This window comes from Streptomyces sp. NPDC006739 (assembly GCF_042869815.1).
Taxonomy (GTDB): Bacteria; Actinomycetota; Actinomycetes; order Streptomycetales; family Streptomycetaceae; genus Streptomyces.
In genome coordinates this window covers 542,104-559,074 of the sequence record NZ_JBIAGM010000002.1, presented here as the reverse complement: position 1 = coordinate 559,074, position 16,971 = coordinate 542,104, and the positions used below count along the sequence as shown (strand labels likewise).

The following is a 16,971-nucleotide window of genomic DNA, read 5'->3' as shown; positions in this document are numbered from 1 at the left end:
CGCCGGGCCGACCATAACTGGGCTCCTGGCGGAGCAAGTTGTCGCCTACGACCGTCCTACGGTCGGACCGCAGGCACAGGGCCGACCAGGGGGCCGACCCTTCACGTCCGTCGCCGGGCCCACCGAGGGCGGTGGCCGGCGTCGCCTCCGGCGGGGAGCGAAGCTCCCAGCGCCCCACTGGCCCGGCGTACGGCCCCCTGCCCGTACCTGATCCCACCCCAGGCAGGCCACCGGCCCAAGATCCCGCCAGCAGCTGCGAGGATCGGCGCACGCACGTTCGGAGATCGGCTCCGTGGGGTGAAGCCCGGTGTCAGCGCGGGGCAGCCCCCGTATGCTGGCCTCGGTAGCCACATCCCGTCCCTGGTGGAGGTCCCGATGAGCACACCCGACGCGGAGAACTCCGGCTACCCACCGCTCCGGCCCCGCGTTTCGGTCGAGGAGCTGCTGGCCGCGAAGAACACCCAGCCGATCCGGTCCCTGGACGACCTCGCCGCCGACACCTTCGAGTCGGACGAGGAACTGGAGGAGTTCCTGGCCTTCACGTACGCCGAGCGCCACCGCGACGTCGCCTGAGCCGCCGCCGTGCAACCCGTCATCCTCGACACCGACGTCGCCTCGCTGTCCCACAAACGTAAGCTCACCGGCCCGCTCGCCACCAGGCTGATCGGCCGCAAGCCGCTGATCACCTTCGTGACCTTTGGCGAACTGACCAAGTGGACCGAGATCCGCCACTGGGGCACCCGCAGCCGCCAGGAACTCGCCGACTGGCTCTCCGGCATCCCGATCCTGCCCAGCGACGAAGCCGTCGCCGCAACCTGGGGCCGCCTGTCAGCCGCGGGCATTCAGCGCGGACGCCCACGCCCGATCAACGACATGTGGATCGCGGCCTGTGCCCTCACCTACGACCTGCCGCTGGCCACGCTCAACCTCAAGGACTACGAGGACTTCCGAGCCCACCACGGTCTGCGCATCCTCGGCGCGGAATAGGCCGCCCGCCGCTGGCACAGCCGGACCCGGCTACCAGACGAGACAGCGGCCCGTGACCAGGCTGACCAGAAATTGCTGCTGGCGCGTCGTTGTCCCCTGGATATCCCAACGGGCTATCCAGGGGAACAGAGCCAGCCAGGGGGCTGGCTCTCCGCGCGAATCGCCAGCTCGCCGTCGAGCGGTGGCCGGCGTCGCCTCGGACGGGGAGCGAAGCTCCCGGTCGCCCTCCGAGCGGCGAACCCGTCCCGCCCCGGCCTCCAAACTCCCAGACTGGCGAACGCACGAACCTTGCCGCACGCCGACCGAGGGCCGCCTCGGAGGCCCACCGCCGAGCTGTCGCGAGGCCCCAGCCCTACCTGATTGGTCTAGACCCTTGACGGCAGTGGTGACGGCGACAACCACGAACAACCACGGCCGAACCCGCACCTCAGCGGACCGCCGAATACCACTTGACCTGCGAAAACGCTGGTAGAGAGGGGTCGCTTAGCACACGTACTGTGTTGTGGCGGGCGGCGTGTCGATCTTGGTCCACAACACCAATTGCCGCAGGGGCAGCAGGCGTGCGGGCGGAAGAGCGTGGACCTGGTGCGGGCCACGGAGACCATATCGCCCTGCATGTCGGGGAGTTGATCTTCGCTCCCCTGCGCTTGCGGGGTTCCGAAACGGGTTCGAGTCGGCGGGCCGCTCGGTTAGGGTCGTGTCGGCCCGCGCATCGGGAGGGGCTTGCGGCGGAGGGGAAGTACGTGACTGCTCTGGTTCGAATGGCCTTGGGCGATGGCGGGTCGGTCTTGGTCGAGGCGCCGCCGGCGGCGGACTCGGACGGGCCGGTGAAGGCCGGCCGGATCGGTGATGCCATCCAGGATCTGCCGGTGAACTTGCAGACGGCCCTTGGCACGGTGACGGAGACCGCACGGGCAGCGCTGGAGCAGTTGCGCAGGGCCGGGCCCGCCGAAGTCGAGGTGGAGTTCGGTGTCGATCTGTCGTGCCAGGCCGGGGTCGTGATCACCAGGGGGGAGGCCGCGTGCCATCTCAGGATCAGGGCGACGTGGCGGCGCGGAGAGTCGGGCACCGGTACGGATGGCTGACTCCGGGGACGTGGACCGGTCGGTGACGGGCAGCCAGGTGTCTGCCGCGGTCGCCCAGATCCTCGACTCGGCGGGTGAGGTGGCCGGAGCCGGCTTCCTCGTCGCGGACACGATCGTGGTCACGTGCGCGCACGTGGTCTCCGCCGCCGGTTTCGGCCCGGGCGGCACCGTGGATCTCGCCTTTCCGCAGGCATCCGGCGTCCCACGGGCGCAGGGGCAGGTTCTCGTCGAACCGTGGCGCGCGCCCGCTGCCGAGGACGTCGCGGTGATACGTCTTGCGCGGGGCCCCGCCGGCGTTGCGCCGTTGCCCCTCGGTTCCGCTGAGGGCTGCCGGGGGCATCGGGTGCGTTCATTCGGTTATCCCAGCCAGGCGCCGCCCGGCGGTCATCACGGCTACGGCACGGCCGGCCATCTGCTCGCGCCCGGTTCTGCCGGCGCCGAGGAGAGCGGCGCCCTGCTGCAGCTGACCGACGCCAACGACCTGACGACCGGTTTCAGCGGTGCACCGGTGATCGACGAGCAGACCGGCCGGGTCATCGGCATGGTCACCGCCATCGCCGCTCCCGATGCGCATGTGAAGGGGCTCGGCATCGCCTACGCCACCCCCACCGAGGTGCTGCGGGACGTCTGGCCGCAGCTGGCCGTGCGTGAGAACGCACGCCCCTACCGGGAGCTGGAAGCGTTCACCGCCGAACACGCCGCGTGGTTCCACGGCCGGGACGCCGCTGTCGAGCGGGTGCTGGCAGCCCTGGCCGGGCAGCGCCGCGCTGTGCTGCTGCTCGGACCGTCCGGCGCGGGCAAGTCCTCGCTGGTCCAGGCGGGGGTGCTGCCGGCCCTGTCCGCGGGCTGCCTGCCGGGCAGTGACCGGTGGCTGCCCGTCGTGGTGCGCCCGGAGCAGGATCTGCCGACCGCAATCGAACAAGCCGGGCTGCCCGGCTCGGCCGACGACGGGATCGTCGCGGCCGTGGACCGCCGGCTCACCGCGGAACCCGGCAGCCACCGTGTCCTGCTGGTGATCGACCAGTTCGAGGAGCTGTTGACGCAGGCCGTCGCAGGCGGGGCCGCGGGCGACCGCCACCTGGCGGCGCTGCGCCGGCTCACCGACGCCATCACCTCGTCCGCCGCACTGGGTGTGCTGCTGGTCATGCGGGACGACTTCTATCCGAGGCTCGCCGCGCTCGCCCCCGAACTGCTCGACGCCGTGGCGCCGGGGCTGGTGAACGTTCCCGCGACGCTGGACGCTCAGGACCTCGACGCCATGATCACGCTGCCTGCCCGAGCGGCGGGCGCGCACTTGGAGGAAGGGCTCCCCGAACGGATCGTCGCCGACGTCCTGGCTGCCGGAAGCGAGGGCTCCGCGAGCCGGCGGGCGCCGGTCACCGTGCTGCCCCTGCTGGAGCTCACGCTGAGCCAGTTATGGCAGCGACGCGTCGACGGATACCTCACGCACGATGCCTACCGGGCCATCGGCCAGGTCACCGGCAGCCTGGCCGCCTGGTGCGACGACGCCGTCCGCGCCCTGCCCGCCGAGCAGCGGCCCGTCGCGCGGCGGATCCTGACGGCACTGGTCAGGCCCGCCGACGAGGCCCACGACATCCCGGCCGTACGCCAGCAGGTCCCGGTGCCGACGCTGCGCGAGCTGGCCGTCGACACGTTGGCCGACACTCCACACGACGAGCAGCTCACACGCGCGGACGACACGCTGTCCGCCCTCACGCGGCATCGCATCATCACCACCCGCGCGGTCCGCCTGCCGGGACAGCCGGAGAACGACCCCGCGCAACCCGTGGTGGCCGAACTCATCCACGACGCGCTCATCCGCGAATGGGGGACGCTGCGCGACTGGGTCGGCAGCGACCGCAACTTCCAGGACTGGCTGCGCCGCGCCCGTGAACAGCATGCGGTGTGGACACGCTCCCGGCGACCGGGCGACCTGCTGGACGGCACCGACCTGTCCGAGGGCATGTCCTGGCCCGCACGGCGCGGCCTGCCGGCCGACATCGCCGTGTTCCTCAACCTGTCGCACGCCGCCGAAGCGAGGCGTCGCCGGTTGCGCCGCGCCGCGGTGGCGCTGGTGACGGCCTTGGCCCTGCTCGCCTCCGGCACGGCGGTCGCCGCCCTCGTCGAGCGCCGCCAAGCCCTCGCGCAGGGGCGCAGCGCTCTGGCCCGGACGGTCGCCGCGGAGGCCCAGAATCTGCTCAAGTCCCAGCCTGGCCTGGCGAAGCAACTCGCCGTCAGCGCCTATCACCTGGACCCGGCGGTCGGCATGGCCGGCATGCTTGCGGCGCTGGAGGCGCCAGGGATGTTCGACCGCGCCGACCCCGTGCTCGACCTGGCCGTGACCGGCGACGCACGCACTCTGGTGCTGTCCACCGGCACGGACATCGCCGTCTGGAACACTTCACGCGGCAAGGCCGACCGCCGCATCAGTGGCGCTGGGGTCGGCCCGCTGGCCGTCAGCCGGGACGGACGGGTACTGGCGGCCGGCACGTCCAGCGGCTCCACGAAGCTGTGGTCCCTGGCCGACCCGGGGCACCCCGCCCCGCTCGCCTCCCTTCCGGGGGGAGCGGGCGGCGTCGCCGCCGTCGCGATCAGCGCCGACGCCCGGCTGCTCGCCGCCGGCGGCCCGGACGGTGCCATCCGGCTGTGGGACATCTCGGAGCCTGCCGCGCCCCGGCCGCTTCCGTCCGTGACCGGCCGCCTCGGCGGTATCGACTCCCTGGTGTTCTCCCCGTCCCGCCGCCTGCTGGCCAGCCACTCGACCGACCATCGAGTGCGGCTGTGGGATCTGAGCCGGCCCGCGCACGGATCGACGCCCGCCGCCACGCTGGGCGGGGACCAACTCAAGGACGACACTTCGTCGGCGTACCGACCGGTGGCCCATCGGATCGCCTTCAGCCCTGACGGGACGACCCTGGCCGGACCGGGTGACGCGAACAGCGTGGTCCGGCTGTGGAGCGTGAAGACCCCGTCGAAGCCACGCCTCCTCGCCGCGCCGGGCGACGGTGTGCAGACAGTGGGGTCCACGGACGTCTGCCAGCAGGGTCTTCAGTCGATCTCGTTCAACGGCACCGGACGTGTCTTCGCCACGGTCTGCGGTGGCAGCACCGGTTCCTTGACACTCTGGCAGTCGCACGACATGGCGCACGTGGTTCCCGTCCACCCACTGCCGGGTGTGGACGGGGACCACAACGGTCCCGCGCTGTTCGAGCCCGGCACCGATGTCCTTCTGCACGCGACCGGCAACGGTGTCCAGCAGTGGGACGTCGGCGACCCCTACCAGCCGGGTGCCTCCGCCTCTGAGGGCCAGATCCCGAACGGCTTCGAGAGGAAGGTCGTGATCAGCGGCGGACGAAAAAGGCTGCTCGCCGTCGTCGGCGGGGACTCCGGCCAACTCGTCGACCTCACCGGCAGCACAGGCCACCACGTGGTGGCCGACCTGCCCGGCGGCAGCGTCACCGCCTCTGCTGTCGCGTTCACACCGGACGGCACGGTGTTCGCCGACAGTGAGCACACCGGCACCGGGAAGGCGATCCTCCGACTGCGCGACACGACGCGTCCGGGTGTTCCCGCGCTTGCCACCATCGGCTCCATCGACCAGGGCGTGGTCAGCATCGTCTTCAGCCCGGACGGCCGGATCATGGCCGTGGCCGACAACAACGACGCCACGAACGGCCCTTATCCCGCCGGACCGTCGGTGAAGCTGTTCGACGTTCACGACCCGGCCCACCCGCAGCAGCTCGCCCGGCTGTCCGCCAACGCGTCTCAGGTCGCGATCTCGCCGGACGGCCGCCTGCTCATCGCGAACACCGCAGAGACCCTGCTGACCTGGAACATCTCGGATCCCCGCCACCCCGTCGCCCGGCCGACCTACCGGCTGACGCCCGGGAGACCGGGCTCGGGCAGTGCCAGTGCGTTCCGCCCGGACGGCCAGTGGATCGCGGTCTGCGACAGCAGTGGCACGATCCGGCTGTGGAAGGTGGACGGTGACCGCCTCACCGCTGCCCCCGGCGTCATCCACGCGCCCGGAGCCGATGGCATCCCGTCGTTCAGCCCGGACGGACGCACCCTCGCCTTCGTCGAGGACGGCGACCTGGGCAATGTCATCGGTCCGGAGGACAACCGCGCGCGAGTGGCGCTGTGGGACGTCACTGATCCGCGGGCCCCCGTCCCGCAGGGGGGAATGGCCCACCAGGACTCGATGGGCATTGCGAGCATGGTCGCCTTCAGTCCCACCGGGCACTTCCTCGTCACCACGATCTCCCAGTCGGTGGACCTCTGGAGCACCCGCCCGGAAGACAACGAGTACGAATTGTGCAGGGCCATGGGCGATGTCATCAGCCGGGAGGAATGGGGCGAGTACGTACCCCACGAGCCGTACACCCCGCCCTGCCGACAGCCCAATGTCCCGGCCTCGATGGTTCCCGTACCGACCCGCACGTCGTAACGGCACGAGGCTGGGCTCCCGGCCCGCAGAGGACAGCCAGTGATGTTCGTGGGGCGTTCAAGCGCTGTGTCGGAGAGGTAGTACGGCCAGGTCCATGTCGACGTGAAAGCCGACGGTCTTCAGGGGGCGGTCGTCGTCGGGCTGCCCGGAGCGGCTTCGTGCCCAGGTGCTCCCGATGTCACGGAAGATGTGGTTGCTCTTCCGGTCTATGAGGACCCAGTGGGTGCCATAGGTGTAGGGGCGGAAATGGTCGCGCATCATGGCCCACAGCCGGTCGAGGAAGTCGGCGACCGTCGCCCCCTCGGCCAGTGGGAACTCCGCTCTGAAGCCCCGGAAGTCCGGATGGATGTCGCTCAGGTCGACGGAGAGCATGCGATTGGCGATGCCCTCGTGCGCGCTGGCCACCGCCCGGTCCACCAGTTGTGCGACCTGCTGCGGGGTGACCGTCCGGGACAGCGTGCTGGGGATCACCTCTTCCAGGGTGTCCCGTACGACTGCTTGCAGCAGTTCGGCGTTCGCCGCCGAGCCGTGGCGCATGCCGTCCACGTAGGCGGTGACCGAGACATGCTCGGGGAAGTCGCCCGGCGCATAGAGAACTTCCGGCTTCCTCCATAAGATCGAGAAGAAGGCCCCGGACACGAGCACCGGGAAGGTCACCGCGAATATCGCGAGAGCCCCCTGGACCCAGCCGTTCGACAGCGTGGCCGCGATTCCCACCGTGGTCTCGGACAACCCGAGGAAGAGCGAGATGATCCACAGTGGGTTGAGCACCCTGGGCAGCGTATGCGTCGGCACGTCCCGCTCACTCGGCATCCCGTCAGCATGCCAGAGGCCCCGGGGGCACGGAGCGTGCCGTGCGAGACCGTGCCGTCCTGCTCTCTCACCCGCCCAGTGAGCGTGCCGTCACCCTCGTCAGGTGGCGGGTGAACACCTCACGGGCGTCCGGGGTCAGGGTTCGCAGGGCGATGAGCGCGGTGATGACGACGTCGCACAGTTCGCCCTGGACGTCCTCCCACGTATGAGTGACACCCTTCCGGGGGTTCTGGCCCGTCGACCCGATCACCGCCTGGGCGACCTCTCCCACCTCCTCCGTCAGCTTCAGCATGCGCAGGAGCAGGCTTTCCTGGCCGTCGTGGGGGCTGTTGGTCTCCAGCCACGTCCAGAGGGCGTCGATGGCCGGCCACAGGTCGGCGCCGGCGGGCCGAGGGGGCGGGGGCGTGTGTTCGTTGGTCATCCGCGCAGCCTGCCATGGCCGGCCCGGCCGCTACTCCTCGAACAGGGGTTCCTGTTCGCCCTCCGTGGCCTTCCGTACCCGCCTGTTGCGGGCGCCCACCACCAGTGCCGTGCCCGCCGCCGTCACACCGAGGGCCGTCGGGACCATCCAGCCCCGGTCGAAGACGTGGCCCAGGGCGTGGTCGACGGAGAGCCGGCCGGGGCCGGTGACGGCGAGGCCGGTCGCGGCCAGGGCCAGGCTTGCCGCGTACTCGTAGCCGCCCCCCTGGGCGAAGAAGCCGTTGGGCTTGTGGACCGCCGCCGCTCCCACCATCGCGCCGGCCGCCGCCGCACCCGCCCCCGGCGTGGCCAGGCCCAGCGCCAGCAGCGTGCCGCCGCCCGCCTCCGCCAGGCCCGCCGCCGTCGCGCTCGCCTTGCCCGGCGCGTAACCGACGGACTCCATGAACTGGCCGGTGCCCTCCAGGCCGTGGCCGCCGAACCAGCCGAACAGCTTCTGCGCGCCGTGCGCCGCCAGCACACCGCCGGTGCCCAGCCGGAGCAGCAGCAGACCCAGATCGCGTCGGTCGTAACACGTCACGTTCACTCCCAGAGGCAGATAGAGGCAGATAGAGGCAGATGGGCGGAGGCAGGCAGAGGTCTACGAGGTATGCGAGGTGTACGCGGGGCCAAGGGGCGCGTATCCAGCGTCGCATCGTCCACACCTCTCGGCCGCCCGCGGGCCGCCGTCCGGGTGGTGGGTGGTGTGGTTGCGGGCCTCGCCTTCGTGTGGTGCGGGCCTCGCCTTCGTGTGGTGCGGGCCTTGCCTTCGTGTGCGCTTCAACTCTTAGTGTCCCGGGACATGGAGACAGCAAGCGGCGGGACGACCGTCAGGACACTGGGACGCAGCGGGATACGGGTCAGCGCGCTCGGCTTCGGGTGCTGGGCCGTCGGGGGCGAGTGGCAGGCCGCCGACGGGCAGCCGCTGGGGTGGGGCAAGGTCGACGACGAGGAGTCCGTACGGGCGATCCGCCGCGCCCTCGACCTCGGCGTCACCTTCTTCGACACCGCCGACGTCTACGGCGCCGGGCACAGCGAGCGGCTCCTCGGCCGGGCCCTCGGCAAGCGGCGGGACGAGGTGGTCGTCGCCACCAAGTGGGGCAACGTCTTCGACGAGGACACCCGCACCCTCACCGGCTCCGACGACTCGACGGCACACGCCCGCCGCGCGCTGACCGCGTCGCTGCGGCGCCTGGGCACCGATCACATCGACCTCTACCAACTGCACCTGTCCGACGCCGACCCGGCGCGGGGCGCCGAACTCAGGGACGTGTGCGAGGACTTCGTACAGGAAGGGCTCATCCGGGCCTACGGCTGGAGCACCGACGACCCCGACCGCGCCGCCGTCTTCGCCGAGGGCGCGCACTGCACGGCCGTACAGCACACGCTCAACGTGCTGCAGGACGCGCCGCGGCTCATCGCGCTGTGCGAGGGGTCCGGGCTCGCCAGTGTCAACCGCAGCCCGCTCGCCATGGGGCTGCTCACCGGGAAGCGGCGGCAGGGCGAGGGACTCGAGGCCGGGGACATCCGGAGCCGGCCGCCGGCCTGGCTGCCCGGGTTCGGGGACGGGTCGGGGGCCGACCCGGAATGGGTCGCCCGGGTGGACGCCCTCCGCGAGATCCTCACCAGCGGCGGCCGTACCCTCGCCCAGGGCGCCCTCGCCTGGCTGTGGGCGCGCAGCCCGCGCACCGTCCCGATCCCCGGCTTCCGGTCGGTCGAGCAGGCCGAGCAGAACGCGGGGGCCATCGGCAAGGGGCCGCTCAGTGCCGGGCAACTGGCCGAGGTCGACCGGATTCTCGGACGGTGAGCTACGACACCGTCAGAAACCGGCCCACTGTCCGGTAAGGAATCGTATTTTCATAAGACAGCAAATTCCTTGGCGGCAGAGGGTCTCCTGCCAGGAAAGCGCTGTTGGGTGCGGTGTACCGTCCCGGGATGCGCGATTGTTCTCGGCTCACTCGGCGTGCCGCTCTCGGTCTGACGGCAGCCGCCCTTCCTCTGTCCGCGGCCACCCCCGCCTCGGCCTCGGGCGCCGCGTCCGGCGTCTCGGCCGTCGGCGGGGAGCGGCTGGGCGGCGACGGCGTTCAGGTGCGCGGTGCGAACGGCCTGCCCGCGAAGCTCAACGCCCGTTCCTGGCTGGTCGCCGACTGCGACAGCGGGGAGGTGCTCGCCTCGTTCAACGCGCACCGGCGGCTGCCGCCGGCGTCCACGCTGAAGATGCTGTTCGCGGACACGGTGCTGGGGAAGTTCGAGCGGACCGAGCGGCACCGGGTGACCGACGTCGAACTGTCCGACATCCCGGCGGGCTCCAGTCTGGTCGGCATCCGGCCCGGGATCACCTACACGGTCGACCAGTTGTGGCAGGGCGTGTTCCTGCGGTCCGGCAACGACGCGGTGCACGTCCTCGCCCATATGAACGGCGGGGTCGCGAAGACGGTCGCCGAGATGCAGGCCAAGGCCGGCGACCTGCAGGCGCTGGACACCCATGTGGTCAGCCCGGACGGCTTCGACCACCCCGGGCAGGTGTCCTCGGCGTACGACCTGACGCTGTTCGCGCGGCACGGGCTGAAGAACCCGGACTTCCGGGGGTACTGCGCCACCCGGATCGCGAACTTTCCGGCGGGCGGCAAGAAGACCTTCCAGATCCAGAACACCGACCGTCTGCTGACGGGGGCGTGGGGGCTGGGGCCGTACCAGGGGCTGATCGGTGTGAAGAACGGCTACACCAGCAACGCCGGCAACACCTTCACCGGCGCGGCCACCCGGAACGGCCGCACCCTGCTGGTCACCGTCATGCACCCGGTCGCCGGAAGCAACGCCGTCTACGAGGAGACGGCCGCACTGCTCGACTGGGGTTTCGGCAGGGGGAGTTCGGCACGGGCGGTGGGCACGCTGGTCGACCCGGTGAGCGAGGGCGGGGCGGCCGTGAGCCCGGCACCCGACCGGAAGGCGGCGGCCGGCGCGGCCGGAGCCTCCGCCTCCGTCGCGGGCGGTCCCTCGACCGGACGCCTGGTGGAAGGGGCGGTGGGGACGGTCGTCCTGCTGGGCGCGGGGCTGTGGGCGCTGCGACGCCGCAGGACGAAGCCGGCGACGGCGGAGGGGGCGGCGGAGGAGGGGACGACGGTGGAGCGGACGAAGACCGAGCGGGCGAAGACCGAGCGGGCGAAAGCCGCGGGGGAGCGGGAGCCCGAGTCCGGCGGCAGGCACCGGCGCTGAGCGAGCCGGCGGCGGCCCGGGGCCGAGCGGGCGCGTCGGCTCTCCCGCCGAAGCATCCGCTCTCCCGCCGACGTGCCCGACGCGCCGCAGGTTCTCGCGGCAGCCGCTCCACCCACCGGTGCGTACCCCGCGCTCTCGCGGGGTCCACCCCCAATCCGGTGCGGTGGAGCGGCTGCCGCCTCCCCCCTCGGTATGGTCTGCGGAATACCAGTGCTCCAAGTGTGAAGTACTGGTGAAGAAAGTTGAGCATACGGCCGCCATCGGCCGCAATACCTCGGATTCTCAAATTCCGTTTGTGAACATGGGGAGTTGGTGGGCGCGAGGGGGTTCAGCCCCGGCCGACGTACGGCATCGTCGTCGCCAGTACCGTCGCGAACTGCACGTTCGCCTCCAGTGGCAGCTCGGCCATGTGCCGTACCGTGCGGGCCACATCGGCCACGTCCATCACCGGCTCCGGCACCGTCTCACCGTTGGCCTGGAGGATCCCGGCGCGCATCCGGGCCGTCATGTCGGTGGCCGCGTTGCCGATGTCGATCTGCCCGACCGCGATCCGGTACGGCCGTCCGTCCAGCGACAGCGACTTGGTCAGGCCGGTCAGCGCGTGCTTGGTCGCGGTGTAGGCGACCGAGTGCGGCCGGGGCGTGTGTGCGGAGACGGAGCCGTTGTTGACGATCCGGCCGCCCTGCGGGTCCTGCTCCTTCATCTGCCGGTACGCCGCCTGCGCGCACAGGAACGCCCCGTTGAGGTTGGTGTCCACCACCTGCCGCCACGCGTCGTAGGACAGGTCCTCCACCGGGACACCGCCCGGGCCGGAGATCCCCGCGTTGTTGAACAGCAGGTCGACCCGCCCGAACCGCTCGACGGCGGCCGAGAACAGCGCCCGGACGTCGGCCGGCCGGGACACGTCGGTGCGTACGGCGAGCCAGGGACGCCCGGCCGCGAGCGCCGCCGTCTCCTCCAGCGTCTCCACGTGCCGGCCGGCCAGCACCACCGACCAGCCGGCCCGCAGCAACTCCACGGCCACCGCCCGCCCGATGCCGGACCCGGCGCCGGTCACCACCGCGATCTTCGATTGCGTGTCAGTCATGGCTCCGCAGCGTAGGCGGCCAGTCCGGCATGCGGAATCCGGTGTCCGCCATACGGTTGTCGGAGCGCGTAACCCCGCTTCCCAGGCCAAGGCGCCGAGGTCGAGGCCGAGGCCGAGCCTCAGGCCGCCGCGGCCTCCGCCGGGTAGCGCACCCCGATCCGCTCCCGTATCGCGTCCAGCGTCCGCATCACCGCGAGCGTGCCGTCCAGCGGCACCAGCGGGGACTCCGTCTCGCCCGCCCGGAGCGCCCGCATGACCTCCTCGGCCTCGTGCCGCAGGGTGGAGCGCGGGCCGTCGGCCGGGTCGGCGGCGAACTCCTCGGGGTCGCGGCCGTCGCGGTGCAGCACGAAGCGGTCGGGGTGGAAGAAGCCGGCCGGGAGGTCGATCCGGCCCAGCGAGCCGGTGACGGACGCGGTCACCGCCGTACCGCCGACCAGGGAGCAGTGCACCGAGGCGAGCGCGCCGCCCGCCCAGGAGAGCAGCGCCCCGGTCTGCAGGTCGACGCCCTCCTCCGACAACACGGCCCGCGCCGTCACCTCCGCCGGCTCACCCAGCAGCAACTGCGCGAACGACACCGGGTACACGCCCAGGTCCAGCAGCGCCCCGCCGCCCAGCGCCGGATCCCGCAGCCGGTGCGCGGCGGGGAACGGCCCGGCCAGCCCGAAATCCGCCTGTACGGTGCGCACCTCGCCGATCGCCCCGTCCTCGACCAGCGCCTTCAGCCGCCGTACCAGCGGGTTGCAGTACATCCACATCGCCTCCATCAGGAAGCGTCCGCGCCCGCGCGCCAGCGCGACCAGTTCCTCGGCCTCGCGCAGGTTCAGCGTGAAGGGTTTCTCGCACAGCACGTTCCGCCCCGCCTCCAGGCACAGGCCGGCCGCCGTCCGGTGCGCCGAGTGCGGGGTGGCGACGTACACGACGTCGATGTCCTCGTCCCGGGCGAGGGCCTCCCAGTCGCCGTACGCCCGGTCGATCCCGAACCGCTCGGCGAACGCCCGAGCGGACTCCGGCCGCCGGGAGGCCACCGCCACTATCTCCGCGTCCGGCAGGTCCACCAGGTCCGCCGTGAAGGCGGCGGCGATCCCGCCGGTCGCCAGAATCCCCCACCGCACCTTGCGCTCGGTCATCCCGCCGTCCCCGCCCTCGCTCATGTGATCCTCGGCACTGTGTACGAGCTGAGAGCATAGGTGCGGTTCACTCGGACGCACCAAGGAACAGCACCGAGGGACCCATGCGAAACGAAGCGAGAGGAAGCAGGGGGGCACATGCCTGAGCACGCGGCGGCGCCGACGCCGGACACGGCGCGAGGGTCCGCACCCGGAGAACCGTCCGCGCGCACCGTCCCTCGCACCGGCCTGCTGGTGACCCTGGTCCTCGGCGGACTCACCGCCACACCACCGCTCGCGATGGACATGTACCTCCCCTCGCTGCCGGCGGTCACCCGCTCCCTGCACGCGCCCGCGGCGACCGTCCAGCTCACCCTCACCGCCTGCCTGGCCGGAATGGCGCTGGGGCAGCTGGTCGTGGGACCGATGAGCGACCGCTGGGGGCGCCGCCGTCCGCTGCTCACCGGCCTCGCCGTCTACCTCCTCGCCACCGCCCTGTGCGCCTTCGCGCCCACCGTCGGGACACTGGTCGCCTTCCGGCTGGCGCAGGGGCTCGCGGGCGCCGCGGGGATCGTCATCGCGCGGGCCGTCGTACGGGATCTGTACGACGGCGACGCGATGGCGCGCTTCTTCTCCACCCTGATGCTGATCTCCGGGGTGGCCCCGGTCGTGGCGCCGCTGATCGGCGGGCAGATCCTGCGGGTGACCGACTGGCGGGGCGTGTTCGTGGTGCTGACCGTGGTGGGCGCGGGGCTGGCCGCGCTGGTGTGGCTGCGGCTGCCCGAGACCCTGCCACCCGCCGAACGGCACGGGGGAGGCGTCGGCGAGGCACTGCGGGCCATGCGCGGACTCCTCGCCGACCTGCCCTTCACCGGCTACACACTCGCGGGTGGTTTCGCCTTCGCCGCCCTCTTCGCCTACATATCGGCCTCCCCGTTCGTCATCCAGGAGATCTACGGCGCCTCCCCGCAGACCTTCAGCCTGCTCTTCGGCCTCAACTCGGTCGGCCTGGTGATCGCCGGGCAGGTCAACGGCAAGCTGCTGGTCGGCCGGGTGCGTCTGGAGAAGGTGCTGGCCGTCGGCCTGACGGTGATCGTCCTCGCCGCCACCGCGCTGCTGCTGATGTCCACCGGCGCCTTCGGCGAGGTGGGACTCGTCCCGGTCGCCGCCGCGCTCTTCGTCCTGATGTCCGCGATGGGCATCACCCTGCCCAACACCCAGTCCCTCGCCCTGCTGCGCACCCGCCACGCCGCCGGCTCCGCCTCCGCCCTGCTCGGCACCACCTCCTTCCTCGTCGGCGCGGTCGCCTCCCCGCTGGTCGGCGTCGCGGGCGAGCACACCGCCGTCCCGATGGCGGTCGTCCAACTGGCGGGAGCACTGGTCGCGGCGGCCTGCTTCGTGGGAATGTGCCGTCCCTGGAACACACGCGCGGGGTCGGAGGGAGCAGGGAGCTGAGCGCACCGAGACTGCGCGTCGACACACCGGAACGGGCCGGTCTCGACGCCGCGGAACTCCGGCACCTCGTCAGCGCGGTGCACGACCTCACCACCGGCGAGCGCCCCTGGGCGGCCGGCGCCGTCGTGGTGGCCGGACGCGGCCCGGTGATCGCCGTCGAGGAGGCGGCCGGCTGGGCCGTGCGGTACGCCTCCTACGACCCCGCCGCCGACGCGGGCGTCGAACTGCCGCCCGCCGCCCGGGTCCCGATGACCGTCGACACCCCCTTCGACCTCGCCTCCCTCACCAAACTGTTCACCGCCGTCGCCGCCGTGCAGCAGATCGAGCGGGGCACCCTCGGCATCGACGCCCTGGTCGGCGCCTATCTGCCCGAGTTCCACGCGGCGGCCGAGCACGGCGTGACCGTGCGGCAGCTGCTCACCCACACCTCCGGGCTGCGCCCCGAACTGCCGCTGTACGACTGCCTGGACGACAAGGCCCGGCTGACGCTGCTGCGCGCCGAGGCGCCGACCGCCCAACCGGGGACGTACCTCTACTCGGACCTCAACCCGCTGCTCCTCCAGTTCGTGCTGGAACGGATCACCGGCCGCGCCCTCGACGTCCTCGTCCACGACGGCATCACCCGGCCGCTCGGCATGACGGCGACCGGGTTCGGGCCCTGCCCCGGCGCGGCGGCCACCGAGGACCAGCGCCGGCCGTGGGCCAAGGCGGACCGGGGGATGCTGCGCGGGGTCGTCCACGACGAGAGCGCCTGGGCGCTGGGCGGGGTGGCCGGCCACGCGGGCCTGTTCTCCACCGGCCGCGACCTGGCCGTCTTCTGCCGGACGCTGCTGGCGGGCGGCGCGTACGGCCCCGCCCGCATCCTCGGCCCCGACTTCGTGGAACTCCTGCTGACCCCGCCCGGCCTGGGCTTCGCCGTGGACCAGCCCTGGTTCATGGGGGAGCTGGCGGGCCGGGGCGCGGCCGGGCACACCGGCTTCACCGGGACCTCGCTGGTACTGGACCCGGCCACGGACACCTTCCTGGTCCTGCTCGCGAACACCGTGCACCCCCGCAGACGCCCACCGGACAGCCGGCCGAGGGCACGGCTGGCCACCCATCTGGCGAGGGCGGCCTTCCGCAGCGCGTCCGGGGGCTGAGGACGAGAGCGGAGGCCGAGGGGCGGTCCGGGGGGCGGCCGGGGTCGTGGTCGGGGTCGTGGTCGGGGCAGCCGGGGCCGTGGTCCGGGCGGGCCGCATAGAATCGCCGGGTGAACGACCCCCTGCCCCCGGCCGAACGGCTGCGCGCCGCCCTGGCGGACCTGCTCGCGGGGCTGCCGCCCACCCAGGCGGCCCAGGCCGTGGAGCGGCTGATCGCCAACTACCGGGGGGCCACGCCCACCGACGCGCCGATCCTGCGCGACCGCGCCGACGTGGCCGCCTACGCCGCCTACCGGATGCCGGCCACCTTCGAGGCGGTGCGGTCGGCGCTGGAGGCGTTCGCGGACGCCGTGCCCGGCTGGGTGCCCGCCGGCCATGTGGACGTCGGCGGCGGGACCGGCGCCGCGACCTGGGCGGTCGCCGCCACCTGGGACGGGGTGCGGCCGGTGACCGTACTGGACTGGGCCGCGCCCGCGCTCGCCCTCGGCCGGGAGATCGCAGCGGCCGACCCCGCACTGCGTGACGCCCGCTGGCAGCGCGCCCGCATCGGTTCGGCGCTCACCCTGGAGACCACCGACCTCGTCACCGTCTCCTACGTCCTCAACGAACTCGCCGAGGCCGACCGCGCCGCCCTCGTCGACGCCGCCGCGGCCGCCGCGCGGGCCGTCGTCATCGTCGAGGCCGGCACCCCCGCCGGTTACGCCCGCGTCATCGAGGCCCGGGACCGCCTGATCCGCGCCGGATTCCAGGTCGCCGCGCCCTGCCCGCACAGCGCCGCCTGTCCCATCGCCCCCGGCACCGACTGGTGCCACTTCTCCGCCCGGGTCAGCCGCTCCTCCCTGCACCGTCAGGTCAAGGGCGGCTCCCTGGCCTACGAGGACGAGAAGTTCAGCTACGTCGCCGCCACCCGCCTCCCCGTCGAGCCGGCCCCCGCCCGCGTCGTCCGGCGCCCGCAGATCCGCAAGGGACAGGTGCTGCTCGACCTGTGCGAGGCCGACGAGCGACTGAGCCGTACGACGGTCACCAAACGCCACGGCGACCTGTACAAGGCGGCCCGCGACGCGGACTGGGGGGACCCCTGGCCGCCGTGACCGCACGGCCCCGACGGGGGCCGTGGCCGTCCGGGGTGCCGGGAGGTGGGACCATGGGGCGGTCGAGGTTCCAGGGTGTCCGCACGACA

General features: G+C 72.4%; 14 protein-coding genes. 9 read left to right on the top strand and 5 right to left on the bottom strand.

The window, feature by feature from the left end:
- Positions 1-375 precede the first annotated feature (375 nt).
- The 4 genes from ACFYMM_RS05920 (at position 376) to ACFYMM_RS05905 (ending at position 6,519) form a co-directional block, all read left to right on the top strand.
- Entirely contained in the window at positions 376-573 is a 198-nt protein-coding gene (locus tag ACFYMM_RS05920) for a hypothetical protein (protein ID WP_388384242.1), read from the top strand.
- 9 nt (positions 574-582) lie between these two features.
- The gene (locus ACFYMM_RS05915; RefSeq protein ID WP_388384239.1) at positions 583-987 is read left to right on the top strand and encodes a type II toxin-antitoxin system VapC family toxin; all 405 of its coding nucleotides are present in this window, start codon (positions 583-585) and stop codon (positions 985-987) included.
- Between the two features lie 743 nt (positions 988-1,730).
- On the top strand, positions 1,731-2,072 hold the full coding sequence (locus tag ACFYMM_RS05910; protein WP_388384237.1) for a CU044_2847 family protein: 342 nt from the start codon (positions 1,731-1,733) through the stop codon (positions 2,070-2,072).
- Positions 2,065-6,519 (top strand): trypsin-like peptidase domain-containing protein, encoded by a 4,455-nt coding sequence (locus ACFYMM_RS05905; protein WP_388384236.1) that lies wholly within the window; start codon positions 2,065-2,067, stop codon positions 6,517-6,519. The genes ACFYMM_RS05910 and ACFYMM_RS05905 overlap by 8 nt, the downstream gene beginning before the upstream one ends.
- A 57-nt stretch (positions 6,520-6,576) precedes the next feature.
- Here ACFYMM_RS05905 and ACFYMM_RS05900 read toward each other — a convergent pair whose 3' ends face one another.
- The 3 genes from ACFYMM_RS05900 to ACFYMM_RS05890 all read right to left on the bottom strand — a co-directional run bounded on the left by ACFYMM_RS05900 (position 6,577) and on the right by ACFYMM_RS05890 (position 8,329).
- On the bottom strand, positions 6,577-7,290 hold the full coding sequence (locus ACFYMM_RS05900) for a hypothetical protein (RefSeq protein WP_388384234.1): 714 nt from the start codon (positions 7,288-7,290) through the stop codon (positions 6,577-6,579).
- 109 nt (positions 7,291-7,399) lie between these two features.
- The gene (locus ACFYMM_RS05895; protein ID WP_388384232.1) at positions 7,400-7,753 is read right to left on the bottom strand and encodes a MazG-like family protein; all 354 of its coding nucleotides are present in this window, start codon (positions 7,751-7,753) and stop codon (positions 7,400-7,402) included.
- A gap of 30 nt (positions 7,754-7,783) precedes the next feature.
- Positions 7,784-8,329: a DoxX family protein gene (locus ACFYMM_RS05890; RefSeq protein WP_388384231.1), complete on the bottom strand. Its 546-nt coding sequence runs from the start codon at positions 8,327-8,329 to the stop codon at positions 7,784-7,786.
- A gap of 261 nt (positions 8,330-8,590) precedes the next feature.
- Here ACFYMM_RS05890 and ACFYMM_RS05885 point away from each other — a divergent pair, with 261 nt between their 5' ends.
- Entirely contained in the window at positions 8,591-9,595 is a 1,005-nt protein-coding gene (locus tag ACFYMM_RS05885; protein WP_388384229.1) for an aldo/keto reductase, read from the top strand.
- Between the two features lie 128 nt (positions 9,596-9,723).
- Positions 9,724-11,004 carry a D-alanyl-D-alanine carboxypeptidase family protein gene (locus ACFYMM_RS05880; protein WP_388384227.1) on the top strand — a complete coding sequence of 427 codons (1,281 nt, stop codon included), beginning with the start codon at positions 9,724-9,726 and terminating at the stop codon, positions 11,002-11,004.
- A gap of 328 nt (positions 11,005-11,332) precedes the next feature.
- Here ACFYMM_RS05880 and ACFYMM_RS05875 read toward each other — a convergent pair whose 3' ends face one another.
- On the bottom strand, positions 11,333-12,091 hold the full coding sequence (locus ACFYMM_RS05875) for an SDR family oxidoreductase (protein ID WP_388384225.1): 759 nt from the start codon (positions 12,089-12,091) through the stop codon (positions 11,333-11,335).
- A 119-nt stretch (positions 12,092-12,210) separates the two neighbouring features.
- Positions 12,211-13,218, bottom strand: coding sequence for a Gfo/Idh/MocA family protein (locus tag ACFYMM_RS05870; RefSeq protein ID WP_388384516.1), 1,008 nt, complete (start codon positions 13,216-13,218; stop codon positions 12,211-12,213).
- Positions 13,219-13,356: 138 nt separating this feature from the next.
- Here ACFYMM_RS05870 and ACFYMM_RS05865 point away from each other — a divergent pair, with 138 nt between their 5' ends.
- The 3 genes from ACFYMM_RS05865 (at position 13,357) to ACFYMM_RS05855 (ending at position 16,882) form a co-directional block, all read left to right on the top strand.
- On the top strand, positions 13,357-14,652 hold the full coding sequence (locus tag ACFYMM_RS05865) for a multidrug effflux MFS transporter (RefSeq protein WP_388384224.1): 1,296 nt from the start codon (positions 13,357-13,359) through the stop codon (positions 14,650-14,652).
- Positions 14,604-15,791, top strand: coding sequence for a serine hydrolase domain-containing protein (locus ACFYMM_RS05860; RefSeq protein ID WP_388384222.1), 1,188 nt, complete (start codon positions 14,604-14,606; stop codon positions 15,789-15,791). The genes ACFYMM_RS05865 and ACFYMM_RS05860 overlap by 49 nt, the downstream gene beginning before the upstream one ends.
- Before the next feature lie 110 nt (positions 15,792-15,901).
- Positions 15,902-16,882 carry a small ribosomal subunit Rsm22 family protein gene (locus ACFYMM_RS05855; protein ID WP_388384220.1) on the top strand — a complete coding sequence of 327 codons (981 nt, stop codon included), beginning with the start codon at positions 15,902-15,904 and terminating at the stop codon, positions 16,880-16,882.
- Positions 16,883-16,971: the final 89 nt, after the last annotated feature.